Genomic DNA, 18,455 nt, shown 5'->3' with positions numbered 1-18,455 from the left:
CCCTCAGATTGCGGCCAGTTATGGCGTGTGCCATCAGATAGCTCGTGACTTGATTCGATCGCTGAGAGCGGGAGGCACGGTGCCGAACCCGTGGCCCGCAAATAGAACTCCGCGTTCTCAGCCTGCTGTTCGGCTTTCGACGGCGTAGGCGGGCTGGCCGCGGGTGAAGTTGGGATTGCCGGCCGCGGAGTGGTCACGTTGGAGCGGTGGGCTCGGCGGCCGTCGGCACCGCAGGTCGAAACTATCAGGTCGGAGGATGCCAACCACCGCCTGCGGCGGTGTAATCTCCCGACGTGCGGGACAAGGGGCGCCGCCCAAAGGAGATTCGCCGTGCCGAGTTCATCTGCGCACTTCGAGAAATGGGTGAAAATTTTTCATCCGGCCTCGGCTGCTTCAGTACGACTCGTATGTCTACCCCACGCTGGCGGCTCGGCGAGCTTCTTTTTTCCCATGGCCAAGGCGTTCGGTCCCGCCGTCGAGGTCATGGCGGTCCAGTACCCGGGCCGTCAGGCTCGGCGTCACGAGCCCGGCATCGACAACGTCCCCGAGTACGCGGATCAGATCTTCGCGGTGCTGCGACACCTGGACGACCGGCCTCTGGCGCTCTTCGGGCACAGTATGGGCGCGATACTCGCCTACGAAGTGGCGATCCGCATGCGTCAAGCCGGACTACCCTCGCCCGCGCGACTCTTCGCATCCGGTCGGCGCGCCCCGTCCTGTTACCGGGACGAGCAGGTGCACAAGGGCTCGGACGAGCAGATGGTGGCAGAACTCCAGGGGCTGGGCGGGCCCAACCAGGCCATGCTCACCGACCCGGAGTTGCTCGCCATGGTCCTGCCTGCCGTTCGCAGCGACTACCGCGCGATCGAGCGGTATGAGCACGATCCTGAAGCCCGGCTCGACCGCCCCATAACCGTGCTCGTCGGTGAAAGTGACCCCCGGGTGACGCTCGACGAGGCACGGGCCTGGGCGAAGCACACCACAGCGCCGACCGAGCTGGAGGTGTTCCGGGGCGGCCACTTCTTCCTCGTCGACCGGAGTACGGACGTCATCGAACTCGTGGCCCGCAGCCTGAGCGTGCAGGATGCCGAGCCGATCCGCTGAAGCTGCTGAGCTACCGGGGAGATGTATGACGGACGCGCAGACCAGCGCGCTGTTGGCCGCGCTGGCCAAGGGAGTGCGCACTGTGGAGTTGGGCCAGCCGCTGTTCACCGGAATGCCCTGCTCACCCAACCATCCGGGGTTTCGGATGACCCTCGCCCGCCGGCATGGTGACACCCGACGGCCTGACGGTGGTTCGGCCAGCAACGAGGTGATCATCACCGGTGGGCACGTGGGCACCCACATCGACGCACTGGCGCACGTCAGCCAGGACGGAAAGCTGCACGGAGGTGTGGACGCGGAGACAGCCCAGCGCGGAGGTGCGTTCACCGAGCACGGTGCCGAGCGGATTCCACCGCTGGTCGCCAGGGCGGTGCTGCTGGACGTGGCCGGCACACGAGGAGTGGACGTGCTGGAGCCCGGTTACGGGGTGACCCGGCAGGACCTCGTGAACGCGTCCGAGCGCACCGGCGTACTGCCGGGCCCCGGCGACGTGGTCCTGGTACGGACGGGGTGGGCCATCAACTTCCCCCACCCGGAGACCTATCTGGGCCAGGCGACCGGCGTTCCCGGGATCTGCGAGGACGCCGCCGACTGGCTGGCCGCGTACGGCATCGTCGCCACCGGGGCCGACACCACCGCCTACGAACGCATCCCGCCGGGCGAGGGCCACCGAACACTGCCGGTGCACCGCCTGCTCCTGGTCGAGCACGGCATCTACATCATGGAACACCTCAACCTGGAGCAGGCCGCGGCGCAGGGTCTGACCGAATTCCCCATCGTGGTGGCCCCGTTGCGGATCACCGGTGGCACGGGTTCCCCGATCCGGCCGATCGCGGTGGTGGGCGCGTGAATCCGACCCCGGCCGAACAACTGGGCGCGCTGGCCGAGCGCGTCGCGAGGGACGGACTGCCGGCGAGACTGCGCGCGGACGTCGCCGGTCGGGTACTTGATCTGCTCGGCAACTGCCTTGCCGCGCTGTCCGAGCGACCGGCCGAGGTGGTCGCCGCGACGGTGGGTGAATGGGGCGGCGCGCCGGACGCCACCGCGATCGGCTCGGCCACCCGGCTGCCCGCCCCCTCGGCGGCGTTGGTCAACGGAACGCTCGCGCACTCCCTGGACTTCGACGACACACACATGCCGTCGGTACTGCATCCATCGGCCGCGGTTGTCCCGGCGGCACTCGCCGTCGCGGAGTCGACCGACGCGTCCGGACCGTCCTTTCTGGACGCGGTGGCCGTCGGTGTCGAGGTGACCTGCCGACTGGGCATGGCCGGCTACGACGAGCAGCACGCGAACTCGGTGTACTTCGACCGTGGCCAGCACGCCACCGCGATCTGTGGCACGGTCGGCGCCGCAGTGGCTGCCGGCATGCTCCGCGGGTTGACCGCCGCGCAACTGACCTCTGCCGTCGGCATCGCGTGCAGCATGGGGTCAGGGGTCATCGAAGCCAACCGGACCGGCGGCACGGTCAAACGGGTCCACTGCGGCTGGGCGGCACATGCCGGTGTTGTGGCCGCATCTCTCGCCCGGAACGGGCTGACCGGACCACCCACCGTGCTGGAGGGACGTTTCGGCCTGCTGCGCGCGTTCTGCGGCGACCAGTTCGACATCGACGCTGTCACCCGGGATCTCGGTGAGCGATGGGAGAGCGACCGGATCTTCGTGAAACCCTACCCCTGCAACCACTTCACCCATGCCGGTGTGGACGCCGCACTACGGTTCCGGCGGACCGGACTCGATCCGTCGGCCATCACTGAGATCACCCTCGGCGTGCCCGAACCGGTGTTGCGCACCATCGCCGAGCCGATCGAGGACAAACGTCGGCCACTGTCCGGCTACCACGGCGCGTTCAGCGGTCCGTACACGGTGGCCGCCGCTCTGCTCGGCGGGGGCGGTCTCGGAGTGTCCCACGAGGACTTCACCGATCGCGCGGTGGCCGATCCGGCTCGGCTGGCCCTGGCCGCGCGGGTGTACCCGCTGGCCGACCCGGAGTGCACCCGAATCTTTCCGCACCAGTTTCCGGCCGTGCTCACCGTGCGGCTGGCCAACGGAGACGTACTCGAGGAACGGGTCAGGCACAACCGGGGCGGCCCGGAGAACCCTTTGACGCCCGAGGAACTGACCACCAAGTTCCGGATGAACGCGGGACGTGCGGTGGACGACGCGGCAGTCGGCGAACTGTCCGGCCTGGTACGGCGGTTGGACTCGGACAGCGAACCGGCGGTGATCACCGCCTTGTTGCGCTCGTTGGCCTGACTTACCTGCTGTGCACCGGCTCTGCGTCGGATCAACTCCCGTCGGTGATCGCCGTCCGGTGAAACGTCTGCGCGCTTTCGGGATGTCTACGGTTGGCGGAGAGGTTCAAGTCGGTGTCGTTGTGCCCCAGTGGCCTCGCAGCGGCCTCCGAGCCGACGACGTGGGTAGCGGAATCCTCCGGCCGGCCCTCCAACCTGCGAGCCAGGTCCTGCCAGAACACCGCATAAGCCCGAGCCAACTTGGCCACCGGGACGGACCAGCGTTCCGGGATCGCGTAGACGACGTCGGTTCTGCTGTTCAGCGCCTCCCGATTGGCCCGCATCCAGCGGATCAGGAACCGGCCGCGGTCACTGAGCCGGATCGAGGGATCCGCCATCAGGCTGACCAGGATGGTCTCGGTGATCTTCTCAAGGTCGCGCGGCACCGCCAGCGGTGCCGCGGCGGTCGTCGACTGGTTCGCCCGCCCGGCCTCGTCCTTGCCGCCGGCCCGAGCCCGTATCGGCACCGCTTCCTGCCCCTGGGCCAGCCTGCGCCGAACGTCCAGCACGGTGTTCGGCGAGACACCGGCTTGCCTCGCTATTTCCCGAGCCGACGCGGTCGGTCGTTCGGCGAGCAGTCGGCTGACCCGCATGCGCCCCTCGGTGGCGTTCACCGGTCTGATCCGGCCATCCTGCCCGATCCTGTTGCGTGACTGGAGTCCAGGCTCGACGGCGTCGTGGCGCCGCGCCCTGATGGTGGCCTCGGACAGGCCGGTGATCCAGGCGATCATTCGGTTCGACCACTGCGGGTGGGTTCGCAGAATCCGTTCGGCGGCAGCGGACCGCTCAGCGCGCGACAGTGGCAGGCCGTGCGCCGTGTTGAGCCGGACGGCGATGACAAAAGCGTCCTCGTCCGAACCTTCGTACAGTATCGCCGAAATGTACTTCCGCCCCTGCGACAACGAGGCCCTGACCCGGTGGATTCCGTCGATGACCCGGCCGGAGGGCTCGTGGACGACGATCGGTGGCAACTCGTCACCGACCCCGGCAAGTATCTGCACGTGTTCGGCATTTACCGGGTCGTCTCGTAAGGTGAAATCAAGGTTGAGCGAACTGACTCGGACCTGACTCACGGTAGTTGTGGTCAGTTGGTCCGACAGCCAGGCGGTCGGCTCGGAGTCCGGGAGGTCGAACGAGTCGTGGCTTGGCCACCAGGTGGCCTCATTCTCGGACATAGGGCTCCTGGTCATGTCTGAGGGCCGGCGGTTCGCGGTGACCGCCTGCCGGCTCTGACGGGATCGCCCCCTGCCCATCGCCTCGAGCGGGGTCGGACAGTGCGCCGACGTCCGAGGCCGAACCGCAGTTCATACACGATCCTTTTGACGTGGATGGTGCCGGTGCCCGAAAGCATATTTGCGCAGTGCCGACTGGCCAACGCCACAGAAGGGTCCGCCGCTCGAAACAGCCAAGACTGGTGGTGACTACCGGCTTCCAGGCGTCGCACGCGCCGTAGAGTGGTTCTGTGTTCCCCAACCTGCCAGGACGGCCAAATCCGGAGTGGGACTCGTCGGGCGTGACGGGAGCGGCTCCCGATGGGCCGTCAGATCGGCTGTTCTTTTAGGTACTTGATCCAACTTCGGCACTCAAAGTCATGCGCCAGCGCCGCGTGGCGGGTGGCGATGCCCTCGGCGTGCGACCTAGGGGTTCCAATTCACAGCACTGACACGAAGGCCAGCACCCGTAAGTCCGAGAGTAGTATGGGATGGTGCCGTATACGTATGCCGTAGCCTCGCACTCGCGCGCGAACCCCGACGCCGTCTACGCGGCGCTCACCTGCGCAGCCACGTGGCCGTTGTGGTCACCGATCGACGCGGCGGCGATCGCGGATGGCGGCGACCCCGAGGGTCAGCAGAAGGTCGGCGACACCAGGATTTTTCGCACCGGCCGCGTCATCTCCCGGGAGACAATCGTCGAGTTGATCACTCACCGGCGGTTTGTCTACGAGAACCTGAGCGGTCCCTTCCGGTCCTATCGAGGTACCGTCGAACTCACACCGGCAACACAAGGTGGCACCGACATCACGTGGTCCGGAAGCTTTGAGCCAAAGCTTCGGTTCTCCGGCCGGTTCTGGCGTTGGTACCTAACCCGCTTCATGCAGCGCATGGCTGACGGTCTCGCCGCGTACGCAAGCGATACCCGTTCCCGTACCGGATCCAAGTGAGGGCTTGGATCACAGACGGAGTCGTGTGGGGCTCCAATACCTGATCCGGTCAAGTTCGGTCATCTCGGGGCAGGTTCTGGTGAGTTCCCGCAGGAGGGCGGTGTCCTTGTCGCGCAGGTTCTCGGGGCGGGTGAGCAGGAGGCGGGAGAAGCGCTGCGGGGTGGTGACCGGCCGCTCGCCCTCGGCACGGCCTTGGGTGATGTAGCGGTAGAGCAGGTTGAGGCCGCCGGTGTATCCCATCTCCCGGATCTCCCGGAAGAGTTGCTTGACGGGGACGGCCGGGTTCGCGGCGCGTCGGGGGCGCAGGTGGTCGCGGTAGGGGTTGACGAGCGTGGGCTTGTAGGGGGTGCGCGGCGGTCGCCGGTGGGCTCCCGCATGCGGGCGTCGGCACCCCGCACACCGGACACGGCACCGGGACATCCCGAGTCCGGGCTGTCACCCGGACTACCTCACCGTCGTCCGCCACATCCTCGACGACCAGCGCCGATAGCCCGGAAATCACCACATTCACAAGGGAGTTGGCCTCATCCACATCTCATGATCGCAGTCGCGGACGCAGCGTCACCACCGACTACGGAACAGAGCCGAACGATTTACTGTCCCATGCCGTGAGGGCCTGTGACGTTCCTTTTACCGTGGCCTCAACGGGACACGCGCGGTGAGTCCTGGTGAGGCTCGCTTACTTGCTCTGCAACTTGCCCAGCGGGTTGGGGACTTCCTCCAGTGCGGTGGCCGCCGCCTGCCAGCCGGTGTCCTCGGGGTAGAGGGCGCTGCGCAGGAAGGCCGAGGTGAGCTGCTGGATCAGAGCGACACGGGCAGGACTCTCGTCTGTCGTTTCGGCGACCTCGTACCCCGGGATGCCTCCGAGCGAGTGCTCTGCCCCGAACAGCGTGAGCAGACTCTTTCTTCCCGGGCTGTAGGTGTAGGAGTCGGTGAACCAGTCCGGTCCGCGAGTGGACAGCGCGGACTGGTCGTGGTCCCCGGCGACGATGAGGGCCGGCGGGGTCATGTTGTCGAAGGATGGCTTCAGGAAGGGGAGGTTCTCGGCGGCGAACGGGGTCAAGTCGTCGCCCAGGCCGGTGATGGCGAGCAGCACCCCCGCCTTGACCCGGGGGTCGGACATGTCCTCGCCGGGAGCGCCGTCGGAGTCGAGGACGCGCGCGCCCAGTAGCGTGCTGGCCGTCTGGGCTCCCCAGGAGTGGCCCGCCACAGCGATGCGGCCGCGGTCGAGACGCCCGCTGAGGCCCGGCAAGGAGCCTTCCAGAGCGTCGAGTCCATCCAGCACGCGCTTGAGGTCCTCGATACGGAACCGCCAGATGCGCGGCGTACGAGGGTCCTCGGCAGGGAGGCCGAGCGTCCTGGAGTCGAGGTGAGTGGGCTGCAGGACGACGAAGCCGTGAGCGGCCCAGAAGTCCGCCAGCGGGGCGTAGCCGTTCATCGACCAGCCGTAGCCGTGCGAGAAGACGATGACGGGCAGATCGCCGCCGGTCATGGGAGCGGACACGCGGACCTGGAGGTTCTCACCGCGGCCCGGGGCGGACAGGACGACCGGCTTCGCGGACACCACAATGGTGGGCGCACCCGCGACCTTCTGCGCGGTCGCGATGTTGGAATCGGACATGGAAGTGCCTTCCGTTCAGTGTCTTCGCACTCATGGGTCGGTGGGTCCGGCGGCCGGTGGCGCCGCGGGCCGGGGCGAGCGTGGAGGGAGGCGCGCTTCTCGCGGCCACTCCGACGCCGGGGGTCGGCGATCGCGTGTGCTCTTCCGTCCAGGTGAAGCGTGACGGCGATAGACGGCCTGCTAGGCGGGCCCCTGGTCTGCCATCATGGGCGAAACGGAACCTTGCTCCGCCAACGATACGGAGCGGCGTTCCACTTTGCAAGGCCGGGTAGGGAAGGAGGTGCCGCGATGAACGACAGCGGCCAGTGCACGGGAAGCGCAGCCGGATCCAAGCGCAAGGACGCCCGGCGCAACCAAAAGACCCTGCTGGACGCGGCCGCCGCGGTCCTCGTCACCTCGGGCGTGGACGCGCCGGTACGCGACATCGCGGCCAAGGCCGGTGTCGGGATGGGCACGATCCCGACAGCGCCGGATTGGAAACGTTGCACGCCTACTTCCTCGACCGCCTCCTACCGGTGTGCACCCAACTCCTCGACGCTGCCGCCGCCTCCGGTGAGAGCCGATCCGACGAACGACCGTTCCAACTTAGGGGACCCGCGAGTTGAGGGGGTGTCGGTGCAGGGGACGGCCGCGAACCTCGGAGCTGCGGGAGAGTGCGGGTGACAGCCGGTCAGTGGTGGTCGGTGTCGAACTCCTGCTGTGCGGCCCGGACGTGGTCGATGTGCTCCTCGGCCCACTCCTTCACCGCCGTCACCACCGGCAAGAGGCTCGCACCGAGGGGGGTCAGAGCGTAGTCGACGCGCACCGGCACACTGGCCGTCACGGTGCGGGAGACCAGACCCGAGCGCTCCAGCGACCGCAGAGTCTGGGTGAGCATCTTCTGGCTCACGCCCGCGATCAGCCGCCGCAGTTCGCTGTGGCGCTGAGGCCGCTCGGCCAGCGCCGCGAGGATCAAGGAGCATGCGGCCGCCCTCCGTGCTCTGGGCGCGGTCGAGGTGCTGCCCGAGATAGCGGCCGCGGACGGCCTCTACTACCTGATCAGCGAATCCGTCGGCGGCCCGGCGCTGAACGCCGCAGTATCGAAGGTGGAGCCCGGCGGCACCATCGTCTTGCTGGGCACCACCAGCGGCGAGCCCGGCACAGTCTCGATCTACGACTTCATCGGACACGAAGGCGCCCGCCTGCAGTCCTTCCTCTCATACGCCAGCGGCGCCTTCGGCACGGATCTCGAGCGCCTCGTCGCCCTGCTCCGGGATGGCCGGCTCCATCCCGCGATCGGCTACATCGACGGCTGGAACGCCCTGCCCGACGCCCTCGCCGCGTTCACCGGACGCGCGTTCACGGGCAAGGCTGTGCTGACCATTCCATGACTTCCGTGACCACTGCGAGCTTGAAGTAGGTGGCCATAGCGCACAGTTGACTGGGGACGGCCATCACGGACCGCCCAACAGACAGTCAGTCCAGTCACAGGCCGCGAGGGGCCGCGGATCATACTGTTGCCCCGGCGGCTGACCGTGGGACAAAGTCCGCGGCCATGCCCGCTACAGCTCGCGCTCGTCCAATGGAACTCGGCCGCCTACAGAGGTGGTTGTGTCGCCTGGCGCCGCGCGGCGCTTCGACGGTGTCACCCCAGGCATCGAGGTCGGAGGCATCGCTCAGCTCGTCAGAGCGTGCCTTCGTCCGGCGGGAGGCCTTTCCCGCGGGTGAGCGTCCCTTTCACAGCGTGGTGAAGCTCCGGGGTCCCACGCGGATACTTCAGGCCGCCTACCGAACCGGCAGCGTCTCGATCACCTCCGTCACACGGAACAGCCTCAGCACAACAGGCGAGACGGGACCGAAAACGCCGAACACGACCCCGGCTCCCCAGCACCGGCAACGAGCTGCGAGCAGGGCATTCAACCCGGCACAGTCACAGAACGTCACCCGGCTGAAGTCCACATCTACGCGGTCAGCGCCATCTGACACCGCCACATCGAGTGCGGCGCTCAACTGCGGCGAGGAGTCGAGATCGACCTCCCCGATCGCTGCCACCGTCGTCCGGCCACATGCCGTCACGCTGGACAACCGAAATCTTTCACTTGAGCCAGTCCACAGTTCACTGCCCATAGGTGAAGCCTGCCGCGCAGAAAACTGCCCAAACCCCGGTCCCTGAGGCCCCCTTGCGTGCCTGCTCAGGCTAGGTGTAACGCAGCAGTTCCTGGCAGTTCGAGACAGCTGCGGCAACACGCTGGCGGGCCGGACGGCGTAGCGGCTTGGGCACCGCTGTTGCAGCAGTAGCGTTCGCGCTCGCGGGGCTTCTCAGGTTATTCACACCGTGTGCCGTGGGCAGATCCCAGCTCGTCAGTGACCTTGGCCATGGTGCGCCGGGGCATCGGAGATTGAGGATTCGACCGTGCCAGCGACGCCATCTCCTACCACCGCCAGGTCAACAGATCAGCCTCCGGCCGGGGGTCCGGCTTACCCCGGCAGGTCTTCGAGGGACAGGTTGGTACAGCCCGGTATATCGGGGCACGCGAACACTGGAGTCCCGTTACGGAACGGGGGTTGTGGCGTTGTGTCGCCGTACCTGAGCCGTGGCGGGCCGAGGCCAACGGAAGCTCACGTTGATTGGAGGCGATCATGAACTGGCGCGACAAGGCCGCCTGTCGCGACGAGGACCCTGAGCTGTTCTTCCCCATTGGAACGGCTGGCCCGGCTTTGCTGCAGATCAAGGGGGCCAAAACCGTTTGCGAGCGGTGCCCGGTCGCAGACGTCTGCCTTGAGTGGGCGCTGGAGCACGGTGAGGAGTCGGGCGTGTGGGGTGGTCTGTCCGAGGACGAGCGCCGCGTGTTGCGGCGGCGTTCGGCGCGCAAGCGCACTCGCGTCAAGTCGTGAGTGCGGCGATTGCGTCAGCGGCCTTCACCCGCGACGACAAGTCGACGGCTTTCGGAGGCGGTTGGAGACGGTGGGTTGCTGCCGGGTTGAGTGGGTCGGCCGCAGCCCCATTACTGTAGGACACTTCGGCACGGCCGACTGCTCCAGGGCCCTCCAGCACGCGTTGTGCCGGGTACGAACGGCAGCGTCCAGCCGCGCATGCGACGTGTGGGCTGGCGCCGGACGCGCCGACCTCGATACACCGTCACGTCAACGGTAGAAACATTGATCGACATGTCGTTTCTCCATTCTGGCCCGACCGCGCCGCAGCCGGGCGCACGCACCGAGCGGTTCTTGATCGCTGCCCTCCAGGGTTGAGCGGCGGCCGAAGCGGGGAGTGACCGATTCGGTAGGGGCATGTGGCCTCTGGAAACGGCGATTGGCGGCCTCGTGAGCGATCGGCAGACCGGCACGGTGAAGTGGTTCAACGACGAGAAGGGGTTCGGCTTCATCACTCCGCAAGGCGGAGGCGATGACCTCTTCGTGCACTTCAAGGCCATCGAGTCGGACGGCTTCAAGTCCCTGAAGGAGGGCCAGACCGTGAGCTTTGTCGCGGAGAGGGGTCAAAAAGGCATGCAGGCGGCACAAGTTCGGCCTGAGTGATCCACGGCCTTCCCGAAGCGCGTCGGCGGGGTGGGCCGAAAACGGCGCACCCCGCCAGGGCCCGGAGCGGCTGGCCGGTGAACGCGCCGACCGCGTTGCAGGCGCCCCGCAGCGGCTCGGGCGTACGGGGCGGCCGCATCGGCCGCCCCGTCGGCTGTGATCCATCCGGCCATGGCCATCACCGACTCGTCTTCCGAAGCGATGAGCCAGGCCGCTTGCGGGTCTGACTCTTCTCCGTGGCCGCGATGGCCCCGCCTGAATACGTGATCCTCAGCAGCGGGCCAGGAAATAGACACAGCAACGGCGACGCCGCAGGTTATCCGACCATCACATTCATCCACAGCCAGTCACCCGCACGGTGGAGAGCCAACTGGCCAGCGTCCCCATGATGAAATCGTCCAGACGCCTGGATATTCTCGGCGTTCGCGGCGCCTACGGCCTCGCCGAGCGTGGCGGGCGTTCAGCCGCCCAGTAGCTCTGACAGGTCATAGCTAACAGGTTCCTCCAACTGGTCATATGTGCAGCCCTCCGGCGAGCGGTCGGGCCGCCAGCGGCGGAACTGGGCGGTATGGCGAAACCGCGAGCCCTCCATGTGGTCGTAGGCCACCTCACAGACGCGTTCCGGGCGCAGCGGCACCCAGCTGAGGTCCTTGCCGCCGCTCCAGCGGCTGGGGCCACCGGGCATCCGGGTCGTGGCGTGCGCCTCCTCGTCGGCCCAGTCGGCCCACGGATGGCCTGACACGTCGTCCAGCCGCAGCGGCGCCAACTCCTCGACCAGGGCCTTCCGCCGCGCCATCGGGAACGAGGCGCAGACCCCCACATGGTGCAGTCGGCCGCCGCTGTCGTAGAGGCCGAGCAGGAGAGAGCCGATCACGGGACCGCTCTTGTGGAACCGGTACCCGGCGACGACGCAGTCCGCGGTCCGCTCATGTTTAACTTTGAACATAACCCGCTCCCCCGGCCGATACGCCTGATCGAGCGGTTTGGCGACCACCCCGTCCAGACCGGCGCCCTCGAACTGGCCGTACCATTCGCGGGCCAGCGCCTCGTCGGTGGTGGCCGGTGCGGTGTACACCGGCGCGGCGGCGTCCTTGAGAGCCGCCACCAGCGCCCGCCGCCTGGCCTCCTGCGGTGTGTCAAGCAGCGCGTCGTCCCCCAGCGCCAGCAGGTCGAAGGCGACGAACGAGGCGGGCGTGCGCTCGGCCAGCGTACGGACCCGGGAAGCGGCCGGATGGATACGCTCCAGCAGTTCCTCGAAGTGCAGCCGCCCCTCGTGGGCGATGACGATCTCCCCGTCCACCACGCACCGCGGCGGCAGCTCGGCACGTACCGCGGCCACCACCTCGGGGAAGTAGCGGGTGAGCGGCTTGCCGGTGCGGCTGCCGATGTCCACCTCGTCGCCGTCCCGGAAGACGATGGCCCGGAAGCCGTCCCACTTGGCCTCGTACTGCATGCCCGGCGGAATGTCGGCCACCGACTTGGCGAGCATCGGGGCGACGGGCGGCATCACGGGCAGGCGCATACTCCGATGTTGCGGCCGGGTGGGCCACGGCGCGCGGCGACGGCGAGGAGAACCTAGCGTGGAGCCATGGCAGGAGCCGTCGAGCTGGACGTGGCCGGGCGCACGGTACGGCTGTCGAACCCCGACAAGCTGTACTACCCGCAGCGCGGCTTCACCAAGCTGGACGTGGCCCGCTACTACCTGGCGGTCGCCGACGGCGTGCTGCGCGGTCTGCGCGACCGGCCCACGACGTTGCAGCGCTTCCCGGACGGCGTCGAGGGCGAGTTCTTCTACCAGAAGCGGGCCCCCAAGAACCTGCCCGAGTGGCTGCCGACAGCCAGGATCGCCTTCCCCAGCGGCCGGTTCGCCGACGAGGTGTGTCCCACTGAACCGGCCGCCGTGTTGTGGGCGGCCAACCTCGGCTGTCTGACGTTCCACCCCTGGCCGGTACGGCGTTCCGATACCGAGCACCCCGACGAGCTGCGGATCGACCTCGACCCGCAGCCCGGTACCGGCTACCGCGACGCGGTACGCGCCGCGTACGCGCTGCGCGAGCTGCTGGCGGAGCACGGGCTGCGCGGCTGGCCGAAGACCTCCGGCGGTCGTGGTGTGCACGTCTATGTGCCGCTGCTGCCGCGCTGGACGTTCACCGAGGCCCGCCAGGCGGTGATCGCGCTGGCCCGGGTGCTGGAACGGCGGATGCCCGATCGGGTCACTTCGGCTTGGTGGAAGGAGTCGCGCGGGGAGAAGGTGTTCGTGGACTACAACCAGATGGCCAGGGACCGCACCATCGCCTCGCCCTACTCGCTGCGCGCCCAGCCGCGCGCCACGGTGTCCACACCGCTGCGCTGGGAGGAGTTGTCCGAGGCGGAGCCGGAGGACTTCGACCTGGCCACCGTTCCGGTGCGGTTCGCCGAACTCGGCGACGTACACGCGGACATGGCCGATCACGCCTTCGGTCTGGAACCCCTGCTGGAACTGGCCGAACGGCAGGCCCGTGACGAGGGCCTGGGCGACATGCCGTATCCGCCTGACCATCCGAAGGTCGAGGGCGAGCCGACCCGCGTACAGCCCAGTCGGGCGCGCAAACGCTGATCGACGAGGACCGCAGCGGCCAATCCCGTTGATCAACCGGACCGTTGGCCAATCAGAAACCACACCGCGCGCTGTCCCGCAATTCCTGCGCGGCCAAACGCGGCGAGTCCGTCGGCCATGTAGGCATATCCCAGCTAATCGGCACGAATTCACGGGTATTCATCTGGATATCCCGTATCCGATGAGCACTTGGGGAAGTCGTGGCCAGATGTGCGTGCCGCCCGCGGGCGGCCTGGGTGTCCTTGATCCTCACCGGTGTGCTGAGCACCGGAACCGGGGTGATCAACGCTTCCGCCGATGGCGCGGTGCGTTTCACCGAACGCTTCCAGGTCGCGCCTGGCGTCGAGTACCGGGCTTTCACGGTGCCCGCCGGGCGCGGCATAGCCTACGGCCATGTGCTGATCGCCGATCTCAACGACCGCCGGGTACGGGTGGGCCTGCTGCGGCCCGGGGCGGTGGCGGCGCGGGACACCGTGTCGCGGATGGCCAACGCCCAGGGCGCGGTGGCCGGTGTGAACGGGGACTTCTTCGACATAAAGGGGGCGACCGCGACCGGCGCCGCCGTCGGACCGGCGATCTCCGAGGGCGAGGTGCTCAAGGCCGCGGCGCCGCGCAGTCAGCGCATGGGGCCACGGTTGCCCCGGGGCGCCTCGGTGGAGGACGTGATCGGCATCGGCACCGACGGCGTGGCGCGCCTGGACCGGGTGTCGGTGACGGGTTCGGTCAACACCGCACACGGCGCGCTCGCACTGCGCGGCTTCAACCAGTACGCGATTCCCGAGGGCGGCATCTCCGCCTTCACCGACCAGTGGGGCAAGGCCTCCCGCTACCGCGCGGTCTGCGGCCCGCGCGCCATGGGGTGCGGTGCGCAGACGTACGAGGTGACGGTGCGCGGCGGCCGGGTCGACTCCGTTGCCGCACAGCCCGGTTCGGGGTCGATCCCGCGTGACACCGTGGTGCTGGTCGGCCGGGATGGTGGCGCTCAGGCGCTGAAGCAGCTGCGCGTCGGCGACCAGGTCGACGTACAACACCAGCAGGCCGGAATCCCCGCCGCCACACCGCCGTTGACCATGGCAGCCGAGACCGTCTCCCAGGAGGGCACCGCTCCGGCCGGTCTGGCACAGGTCCTGCGGCAACTGGCCGAGCGTGAACAGCAGGGCCTGTCTCACCAGTTGGCCAGGGTTCAGCCCCGGCCGCTGCGGTTCGCCATAGGGGCGGTACCGATCCTGCGCGACGGCCGCCCGCTGAACGACCTGGACGACCGGCAGAGCGCGGTGCGGGCGGGCGCGGGCTACGGCGCCGGTGGCCACCGGCTGTATCTGCTGGCGCTGGATGGCAATCCGCAGGGCCACCACGGCATGACGCTGACCCAGTTCGCCCACGCGATGCGGGCCATCGGCGCGGACAACGCGGTGGACCTGGACGGCGGCGGCTCGGCCACCCTGGTCGCCCGCGGCCCCGGAAGCGACCGGGCGACCGTGCGCAACCATCCGTGCGACGGCACAGAGCGGCTCGTCCCCGAGGGCATCGGGCTGTTCTCCCAGCCGTAACCGGCCTGATCCGGCGGCTGGTTACCGCTCGGCCGCATCCAAAGGGGTCTTCAGCAGGCCGTCCACCCCTTCGCGCATGACAACTGTGGCTGGTCGGCAGGGCGTGCGTGTGCCACGCAGGATCGCCGCTCGGCCGCTCGTGGGACCGCGGGCGGGGGCTGCCGCGACTCGCCGACCCACAGGTGGTCCCGTCGCCGAGCCCCTTCCAACGCGCCGGTCGGCCGGTTGCGTTGGAGCAGCGAGCCAGCGGATGCGGGGTGGCCCGGGGAACGAAGAAGTCCAACGGGCGAGCGCGAAGCCGGTGTCGGCCGAGCCGCTCATGTAACGCTCGCCGTATTTCTCGTCGTTGGGGCGGGGTCAGCGAGGCGCGGTCGTTGAGTATGGCCGCGTCCGCGCCGATGGTGTTCCGGTAGGTGTCGGTGATCGCCGCCAGTGCCCCGGAGCGGGCGAGGTCCGGCGTGCCGCGAGCGGCCGCCGACAGCCCGGCGTGGTGCATCTTCCGGTTGGCGAGCACGACGGCGTTGGTGGCCGGGTGGCGGGCCAGCTCGTGGCGGGCCACAGCGGTCAACCGGTTCGCGTTGGCCTGTGGTGCGCCAGGAGAGGGCCAGGCGGCCGTGGAGCGGGGGAGTACGGCCACGCCCAGGCCCCTCGCGGCCCCTTCAGTCCTGCGGCCCGCGCCCTGATCAGCCACGCCAGAGCCACCCTGAGGGCTCCGGGCGGCGGGGAGTGAGGCAGCCGCGCGCCCACACGAGGCGCGCTGTCCGGGTGCCTTCGCTGTGAGCTTGACCACGTCCCGCGTACCGGTCGTTACCACGCTGGTGATGCCGACGAACTGGTCCCGCGTGCGGCGCCCCGCGGGGCGGCTCCCGACACGCTGGCACGGCGCCGCGGGAGCCGTTGTGCCGCTGACCGGCTGCTGTCTCGACGTCCTTCCGAAAGATCCTGCGGCCCCGGACCAGACCGGACGGCCGGTGAGGGTGAGCTTGGTCACGCGGGTCGGCGGGTACGCGCACCAGTCGTGCCGGTTACGGTCGCAGTGGCAGCCGCAGCCGCGCGCCACTGCTCGACGTGTCGAGTCCGAGGAAGGCTGATATGGAGACCGTGCTGCGACCGGTGATCGTCGCAGGAAGCACCATCGTCATCACGCTGGCCGTGAGCTGGACCGCTGACCGGACGCTGCGCAGAATCGGCGCCCGGCGCCCGGACAGCCCGCTGTGGCATCTGCTGCGCCGGTGCCGTTGGCCGTTGCGGATAGCGCTGTGTGTCGGCCTGCTGCTGGCCAGTTACGGTGCGGCGCACATCGGGCACGGGCATGAGACCGGCATCAACCGGGTGCTGGCGCTGGTGCTGATCGGCGCGCTCGCCTGGCTGGCCATGCGGGTCGCCACTGCCGTGGTCGAGTCCAGCTATGCCCGCTACGCCGCCACCTCGCAGGATCCCGCGCGGGTCCGACGGGTACGCACCCAGGTGACGGTGATCCAGCGGGTGGTCACCGCTGCCGTGGCCGTGGTCGCGGCGGCCGTGATGTTGATGCAGATCCCGGCCATGCAGGCGGTCGGCACCTCCGTACTGGCGTCAGCCGGTGTGATCGCCGCGGTCGCCGGTATCGCCGCGCAGTCCACGCTGGGCAATCTCTTCGCCGGACTGCAGATCGCCTTCGGTGACATGGTGCGCCTGGGCGACACGGTGGTCGTGGAGGGCGAGTGGGGCACGGTCGAGGAGATCACGCTGACGTACCTGGTGGTCAACACCTGGGACGAACGGCGGATCACCATGCCGGTGTCCTACTTCACCAGCCATCCGTTCCAGAACTGGTCGCGCGGCAGCGCGCAGATGACCGGCACCGTCTTCCTCCACCTCGATCACGCCACGCCCATCGACCTGCTGCGCGACCAACTCCACAACGTGCTCAAGGAGTCGGAGGCCTGGGACGGACGGGCGTGGAGCCTGGTGGTCACCGACACCACGCCCTCCACGATCCAGGTGCGGGCGCTGGCCACCGCCAAGGACTCCGCCGACATCTGGACGCTGCGCTGCACGATCCGGGAACGGCTGATCGACTGGCTGCGGCGCGAGCATCCGTACTCCCTGCCCCGGATCAACACCGCTCCCGCACCCGGCCTCGCCGCGGCTCCCGACCGCGGCGCAGCCCCTGGCCCCACGCCCGACGACGTCGGTCCAGGACCGGGCGCGCCCTGACCGGCCGCGGGGGCTCGGCCCTCACCCCGCCGTCCGTCCGACCGGTGAGGGCCGCGGACCGCGCCGCCGGAGCCGCCGCGGCAGCGGCACGGGCGGGAGTCTTCAGCGCGGCGAGACGCTGATCCGCGCCCGCACCTGCGTCGCCCAACTCCGCGCGGCGCAGCAAGCGTTCACACCCGGCGCTCGGCAGCAGGCACCCGACGTGAATGTGCGCATCCGTTCCGTAGCGGCCTGAAATCCGCACGCCTGGGTAGCCGCAGGCCAGAGGGGGCCGTAGGGACCGCCGGGATGGACGGAGGCCGCCATGGCGCGCAGCGGCGAGCCGGAAGCGTACGACGCCGGGCCCCTTGTGCCCGACGGCACGGGTCTGGCGGGGCTCAGGGCAGCCGCGGCCGGCTGCCGGGGCTGCCCCCTGTACCGGGATGCGACCCAGACCGTCTTCGGCTCCGGGGACGCCTCGGCCCGGGTGGTGCTGGTGGGCGAGCAGCCCGGGGACCAAGAGGACCGCCAGGGCAAGCCGTTCGTCGGGCCGGCCGGCCGCGTGCTGATGCGGGCCCTTGACGAGGCGGGCATCGATCCGGCGCTGACGTGCATCACGAACGCGGTCAAGCACTTCAAGTTCGAGTGGGACGCGCGCGGCAAGCGGCGGATCCACAAGGCCCCGAGCCTGCACGAGGTCGCCGCGTGCAAACCCTGGCTGACCGCCGAACTGCGACTGATCGACCCCGAAGTCGTCATCGCCCTCGGCGCGACGGCCGGAAAGGCCCTACTGGGCGGCTCGTTCCGGGTGACCAGGGAACGCGGCACCCTACTGACGCTCCCGCTGGAGGGGGACAGCGGCCCGCCTCTCGTCGCGACCATCCACCCCTCCGCGGTGCTGCGCGCAGACGACCGGGAGACGGCGTACCAGGGCCTGTTGGCGGACCTGCGGGTGGCGGCCAAGGCACTGCGCTGAACGGGGAGTTCCGCTCTCACCTCGCGTTCGGCTCAGGGGCACCCCGGCCAGCGGCGCCCTTCGGGTGGTCCAGGGCGCGGCCCATCACGGTGTGGCTGGACGGTGCGGGCCGAGCGATGCGCAGGGGCGGCGCGCCGACCGCGCTGCTGTCGATCGCCACGCACCTCGCGCCGGGCGTCTGGATCGGCCACACCGCGGGCGGCGGGCCACTGGGGGCCTCGACGGTCTACCTCTACCTGGCACTGACGCTCGGATCCAGAACCTCGTCCCCCGCCGCCGGGCGGCATCCATCGCCTGACCACCCCCGGACGAACGCACGCCGCGCCGACGATCCGCCTGTCATGCCATCCATAAATCGTTTGTTATCTTCTGCGTGAAATTCGACATTCGCGACTTTTGGGGCGTCAGTCTTCGCTACGCATACGGGGATGCTGTGACGATTTCGCAGGACAGTGACCG

The 18,455-nt window shown here is 69.0% G+C and carries 16 protein-coding genes and 2 pseudogenes; 12 read left to right on the top strand and 6 right to left on the bottom strand.

What is annotated here, in order from left to right; all coding sequences use genetic code 11:
• Nucleotides 1-330 precede the first annotated feature (330 nt).
• The 3 genes from P3G67_RS31615 to P3G67_RS31605 are packed head-to-tail and all read left to right on the top strand — an operon-like array spanning nt 331 to nt 3,360.
• Complete coding sequence (locus tag P3G67_RS31615; protein ID WP_276096562.1) at nt 331-1,104, top strand: thioesterase II family protein; 774 nt, start codon at nt 331-333, stop codon at nt 1,102-1,104.
• A 25-nt stretch (nt 1,105-1,129) separates the two neighbouring features.
• Entirely contained in the window at nt 1,130-1,954 is an 825-nt protein-coding gene (locus P3G67_RS31610) for a cyclase family protein (protein WP_276096561.1), read from the top strand.
• Nucleotides 1,951-3,360, top strand: coding sequence for an MmgE/PrpD family protein (locus P3G67_RS31605; RefSeq protein WP_276096560.1), 1,410 nt, complete (start codon nt 1,951-1,953; stop codon nt 3,358-3,360). Before P3G67_RS31610 ends, P3G67_RS31605 begins: the two co-directional genes overlap by 4 nt.
• 31 nt (nt 3,361-3,391) lie before the next feature.
• Here the strand turns inward: P3G67_RS31605 and P3G67_RS31600 are convergent, their stop codons facing one another.
• Nucleotides 3,392-4,573 carry a ParB/RepB/Spo0J family partition protein gene (locus P3G67_RS31600; RefSeq protein WP_276096559.1) on the bottom strand — a complete coding sequence of 394 codons (1,182 nt, stop codon included), beginning with the start codon at nt 4,571-4,573 and terminating at the stop codon, nt 3,392-3,394.
• Between the two features lie 527 nt (nt 4,574-5,100).
• Between P3G67_RS31600 and P3G67_RS31595 the strand changes: the two genes are divergently transcribed.
• Entirely contained in the window at nt 5,101-5,559 is a 459-nt protein-coding gene (locus P3G67_RS31595) for an SRPBCC family protein (RefSeq protein ID WP_269854629.1), read from the top strand.
• A gap of 9 nt (nt 5,560-5,568) precedes the next feature.
• Here the strand turns inward: P3G67_RS31595 and P3G67_RS31590 are convergent, their stop codons facing one another.
• Together P3G67_RS31590 and P3G67_RS31585 are read right to left on the bottom strand one after the other, a co-directional pair.
• A complete protein-coding gene (locus P3G67_RS31590) occupies nt 5,569-5,979 on the bottom strand; it encodes a hypothetical protein (RefSeq protein WP_449343267.1) in 411 nt (136 codons plus the stop codon).
• Between the two features lie 259 nt (nt 5,980-6,238).
• Nucleotides 6,239-7,180 (bottom strand): alpha/beta hydrolase family protein, encoded by a 942-nt coding sequence (locus P3G67_RS31585; protein ID WP_276096558.1) that lies wholly within the window; start codon nt 7,178-7,180, stop codon nt 6,239-6,241.
• Between the two features lie 288 nt (nt 7,181-7,468).
• On the opposite strand from P3G67_RS31585, the pseudogene P3G67_RS31580 reads away from it, so the two are divergent.
• Nucleotides 7,469-7,767: pseudogene (locus P3G67_RS31580) on the top strand (hypothetical protein); the annotation flags it as partial.
• A gap of 83 nt (nt 7,768-7,850) precedes the next feature.
• On the opposite strand, the pseudogene P3G67_RS31575 reads toward P3G67_RS31580, so the two are convergent.
• A pseudogene (locus P3G67_RS31575) lies at nt 7,851-8,138 on the bottom strand (winged helix-turn-helix transcriptional regulator); the annotation flags it as partial.
• Between the two features lie 37 nt (nt 8,139-8,175).
• Between P3G67_RS31575 and P3G67_RS31570 the strand changes: the two are divergent.
• Nucleotides 8,176-8,550, top strand: a complete 375-nt coding sequence (locus P3G67_RS31570; RefSeq protein WP_276096557.1) for a zinc-binding dehydrogenase — start codon at nt 8,176-8,178, stop codon at nt 8,548-8,550.
• A gap of 394 nt (nt 8,551-8,944) precedes the next feature.
• Here P3G67_RS31570 and P3G67_RS31565 read toward each other — a convergent pair whose 3' ends face one another.
• A complete protein-coding gene (locus tag P3G67_RS31565) occupies nt 8,945-9,286 on the bottom strand; it encodes an STAS domain-containing protein (protein WP_269854632.1) in 342 nt (113 codons plus the stop codon).
• A gap of 513 nt (nt 9,287-9,799) precedes the next feature.
• Between P3G67_RS31565 and P3G67_RS31560 the strand changes: the two genes are divergently transcribed.
• Together P3G67_RS31560 and P3G67_RS31555 are read left to right on the top strand one after the other, a co-directional pair.
• Entirely contained in the window at nt 9,800-10,054 is a 255-nt protein-coding gene (locus tag P3G67_RS31560; RefSeq protein ID WP_269854633.1) for a WhiB family transcriptional regulator, read from the top strand.
• Nucleotides 10,055-10,450: 396 nt separating this feature from the next.
• Nucleotides 10,451-10,696: a cold-shock protein gene (locus P3G67_RS31555; RefSeq protein WP_449343266.1), complete on the top strand. Its 246-nt coding sequence runs from the start codon at nt 10,451-10,453 to the stop codon at nt 10,694-10,696.
• A 460-nt stretch (nt 10,697-11,156) separates the two neighbouring features.
• Here P3G67_RS31555 and P3G67_RS31550 read toward each other — a convergent pair whose 3' ends face one another.
• A complete protein-coding gene (locus P3G67_RS31550; RefSeq protein ID WP_276096556.1) occupies nt 11,157-12,218 on the bottom strand; it encodes an ATP-dependent DNA ligase in 1,062 nt (353 codons plus the stop codon).
• A 66-nt stretch (nt 12,219-12,284) separates the two neighbouring features.
• On the opposite strand from P3G67_RS31550, the gene ligD reads away from it, so the two are divergent.
• The 4 genes from ligD to P3G67_RS31530 all read left to right on the top strand — a co-directional run bounded on the left by ligD (nt 12,285) and on the right by P3G67_RS31530 (nt 17,996).
• The gene (ligD, locus tag P3G67_RS31545) at nt 12,285-13,292 is read left to right on the top strand and encodes a non-homologous end-joining DNA ligase (protein WP_276096555.1); all 1,008 of its coding nucleotides are present in this window, start codon (nt 12,285-12,287) and stop codon (nt 13,290-13,292) included.
• Nucleotides 13,293-13,549: 257 nt separating this feature from the next.
• Nucleotides 13,550-14,842, top strand: coding sequence for a phosphodiester glycosidase family protein (locus P3G67_RS31540; RefSeq protein ID WP_276096554.1), 1,293 nt, complete (start codon nt 13,550-13,552; stop codon nt 14,840-14,842).
• Nucleotides 14,843-15,934: 1,092 nt separating this feature from the next.
• Complete coding sequence (locus tag P3G67_RS31535) at nt 15,935-17,041, top strand: mechanosensitive ion channel family protein (protein ID WP_276096553.1); 1,107 nt, start codon at nt 15,935-15,937, stop codon at nt 17,039-17,041.
• Nucleotides 17,042-17,345: 304 nt separating this feature from the next.
• A complete protein-coding gene (locus P3G67_RS31530; RefSeq protein ID WP_276096552.1) occupies nt 17,346-17,996 on the top strand; it encodes a UdgX family uracil-DNA binding protein in 651 nt (216 codons plus the stop codon).
• Nucleotides 17,997-18,455 lie beyond the last annotated feature (459 nt).

Source organism: Streptomyces silvisoli, from assembly GCF_029269905.1.
Classification (GTDB): Bacteria; Actinomycetota; Actinomycetes; order Streptomycetales; family Streptomycetaceae; genus Streptantibioticus_A; species Streptantibioticus_A silvisoli_A.
This window is presented reverse-complemented; position numbering and strand designations above follow the sequence as displayed.

Coding starts and splice junctions, on each gene's coding strand:
- P3G67_RS31555 (WP_449343266.1), top strand. CDS start 10,451: ATGTGGCCTCTGGAAACGGCGATTGGCGGCCTCGTGAGCGATCGGCAG.
- ligD (WP_276096555.1), top strand. CDS start 12,285: ATGGCAGGAGCCGTCGAGCTGGACGTGGCCGGGCGCACGGTACGGCTG.
- P3G67_RS31600 (WP_276096559.1), bottom strand. CDS start 4,573: ATGTCCGAGAATGAGGCCACCTGGTGGCCAAGCCACGACTCGTTCGAC.
- P3G67_RS31595 (WP_269854629.1), top strand. CDS start 5,101: ATGGTGCCGTATACGTATGCCGTAGCCTCGCACTCGCGCGCGAACCCC.
- P3G67_RS31535 (WP_276096553.1), top strand. CDS start 15,935: ATGGAGACCGTGCTGCGACCGGTGATCGTCGCAGGAAGCACCATCGTC.
- P3G67_RS31590 (WP_449343267.1), bottom strand. CDS start 5,979: ATGTCCCGGTGCCGTGTCCGGTGTGCGGGGTGCCGACGCCCGCATGCG.
- P3G67_RS31585 (WP_276096558.1), bottom strand. CDS start 7,180: ATGTCCGATTCCAACATCGCGACCGCGCAGAAGGTCGCGGGTGCGCCC.
- P3G67_RS31610 (WP_276096561.1), top strand. CDS start 1,130: ATGACGGACGCGCAGACCAGCGCGCTGTTGGCCGCGCTGGCCAAGGGA.
- P3G67_RS31565 (WP_269854632.1), bottom strand. CDS start 9,286: ATGGGCAGTGAACTGTGGACTGGCTCAAGTGAAAGATTTCGGTTGTCC.
- P3G67_RS31560 (WP_269854633.1), top strand. CDS start 9,800: ATGAACTGGCGCGACAAGGCCGCCTGTCGCGACGAGGACCCTGAGCTG.
- P3G67_RS31530 (WP_276096552.1), top strand. CDS start 17,346: ATGGCGCGCAGCGGCGAGCCGGAAGCGTACGACGCCGGGCCCCTTGTG.
- P3G67_RS31550 (WP_276096556.1), bottom strand. CDS start 12,218: ATGCGCCTGCCCGTGATGCCGCCCGTCGCCCCGATGCTCGCCAAGTCG.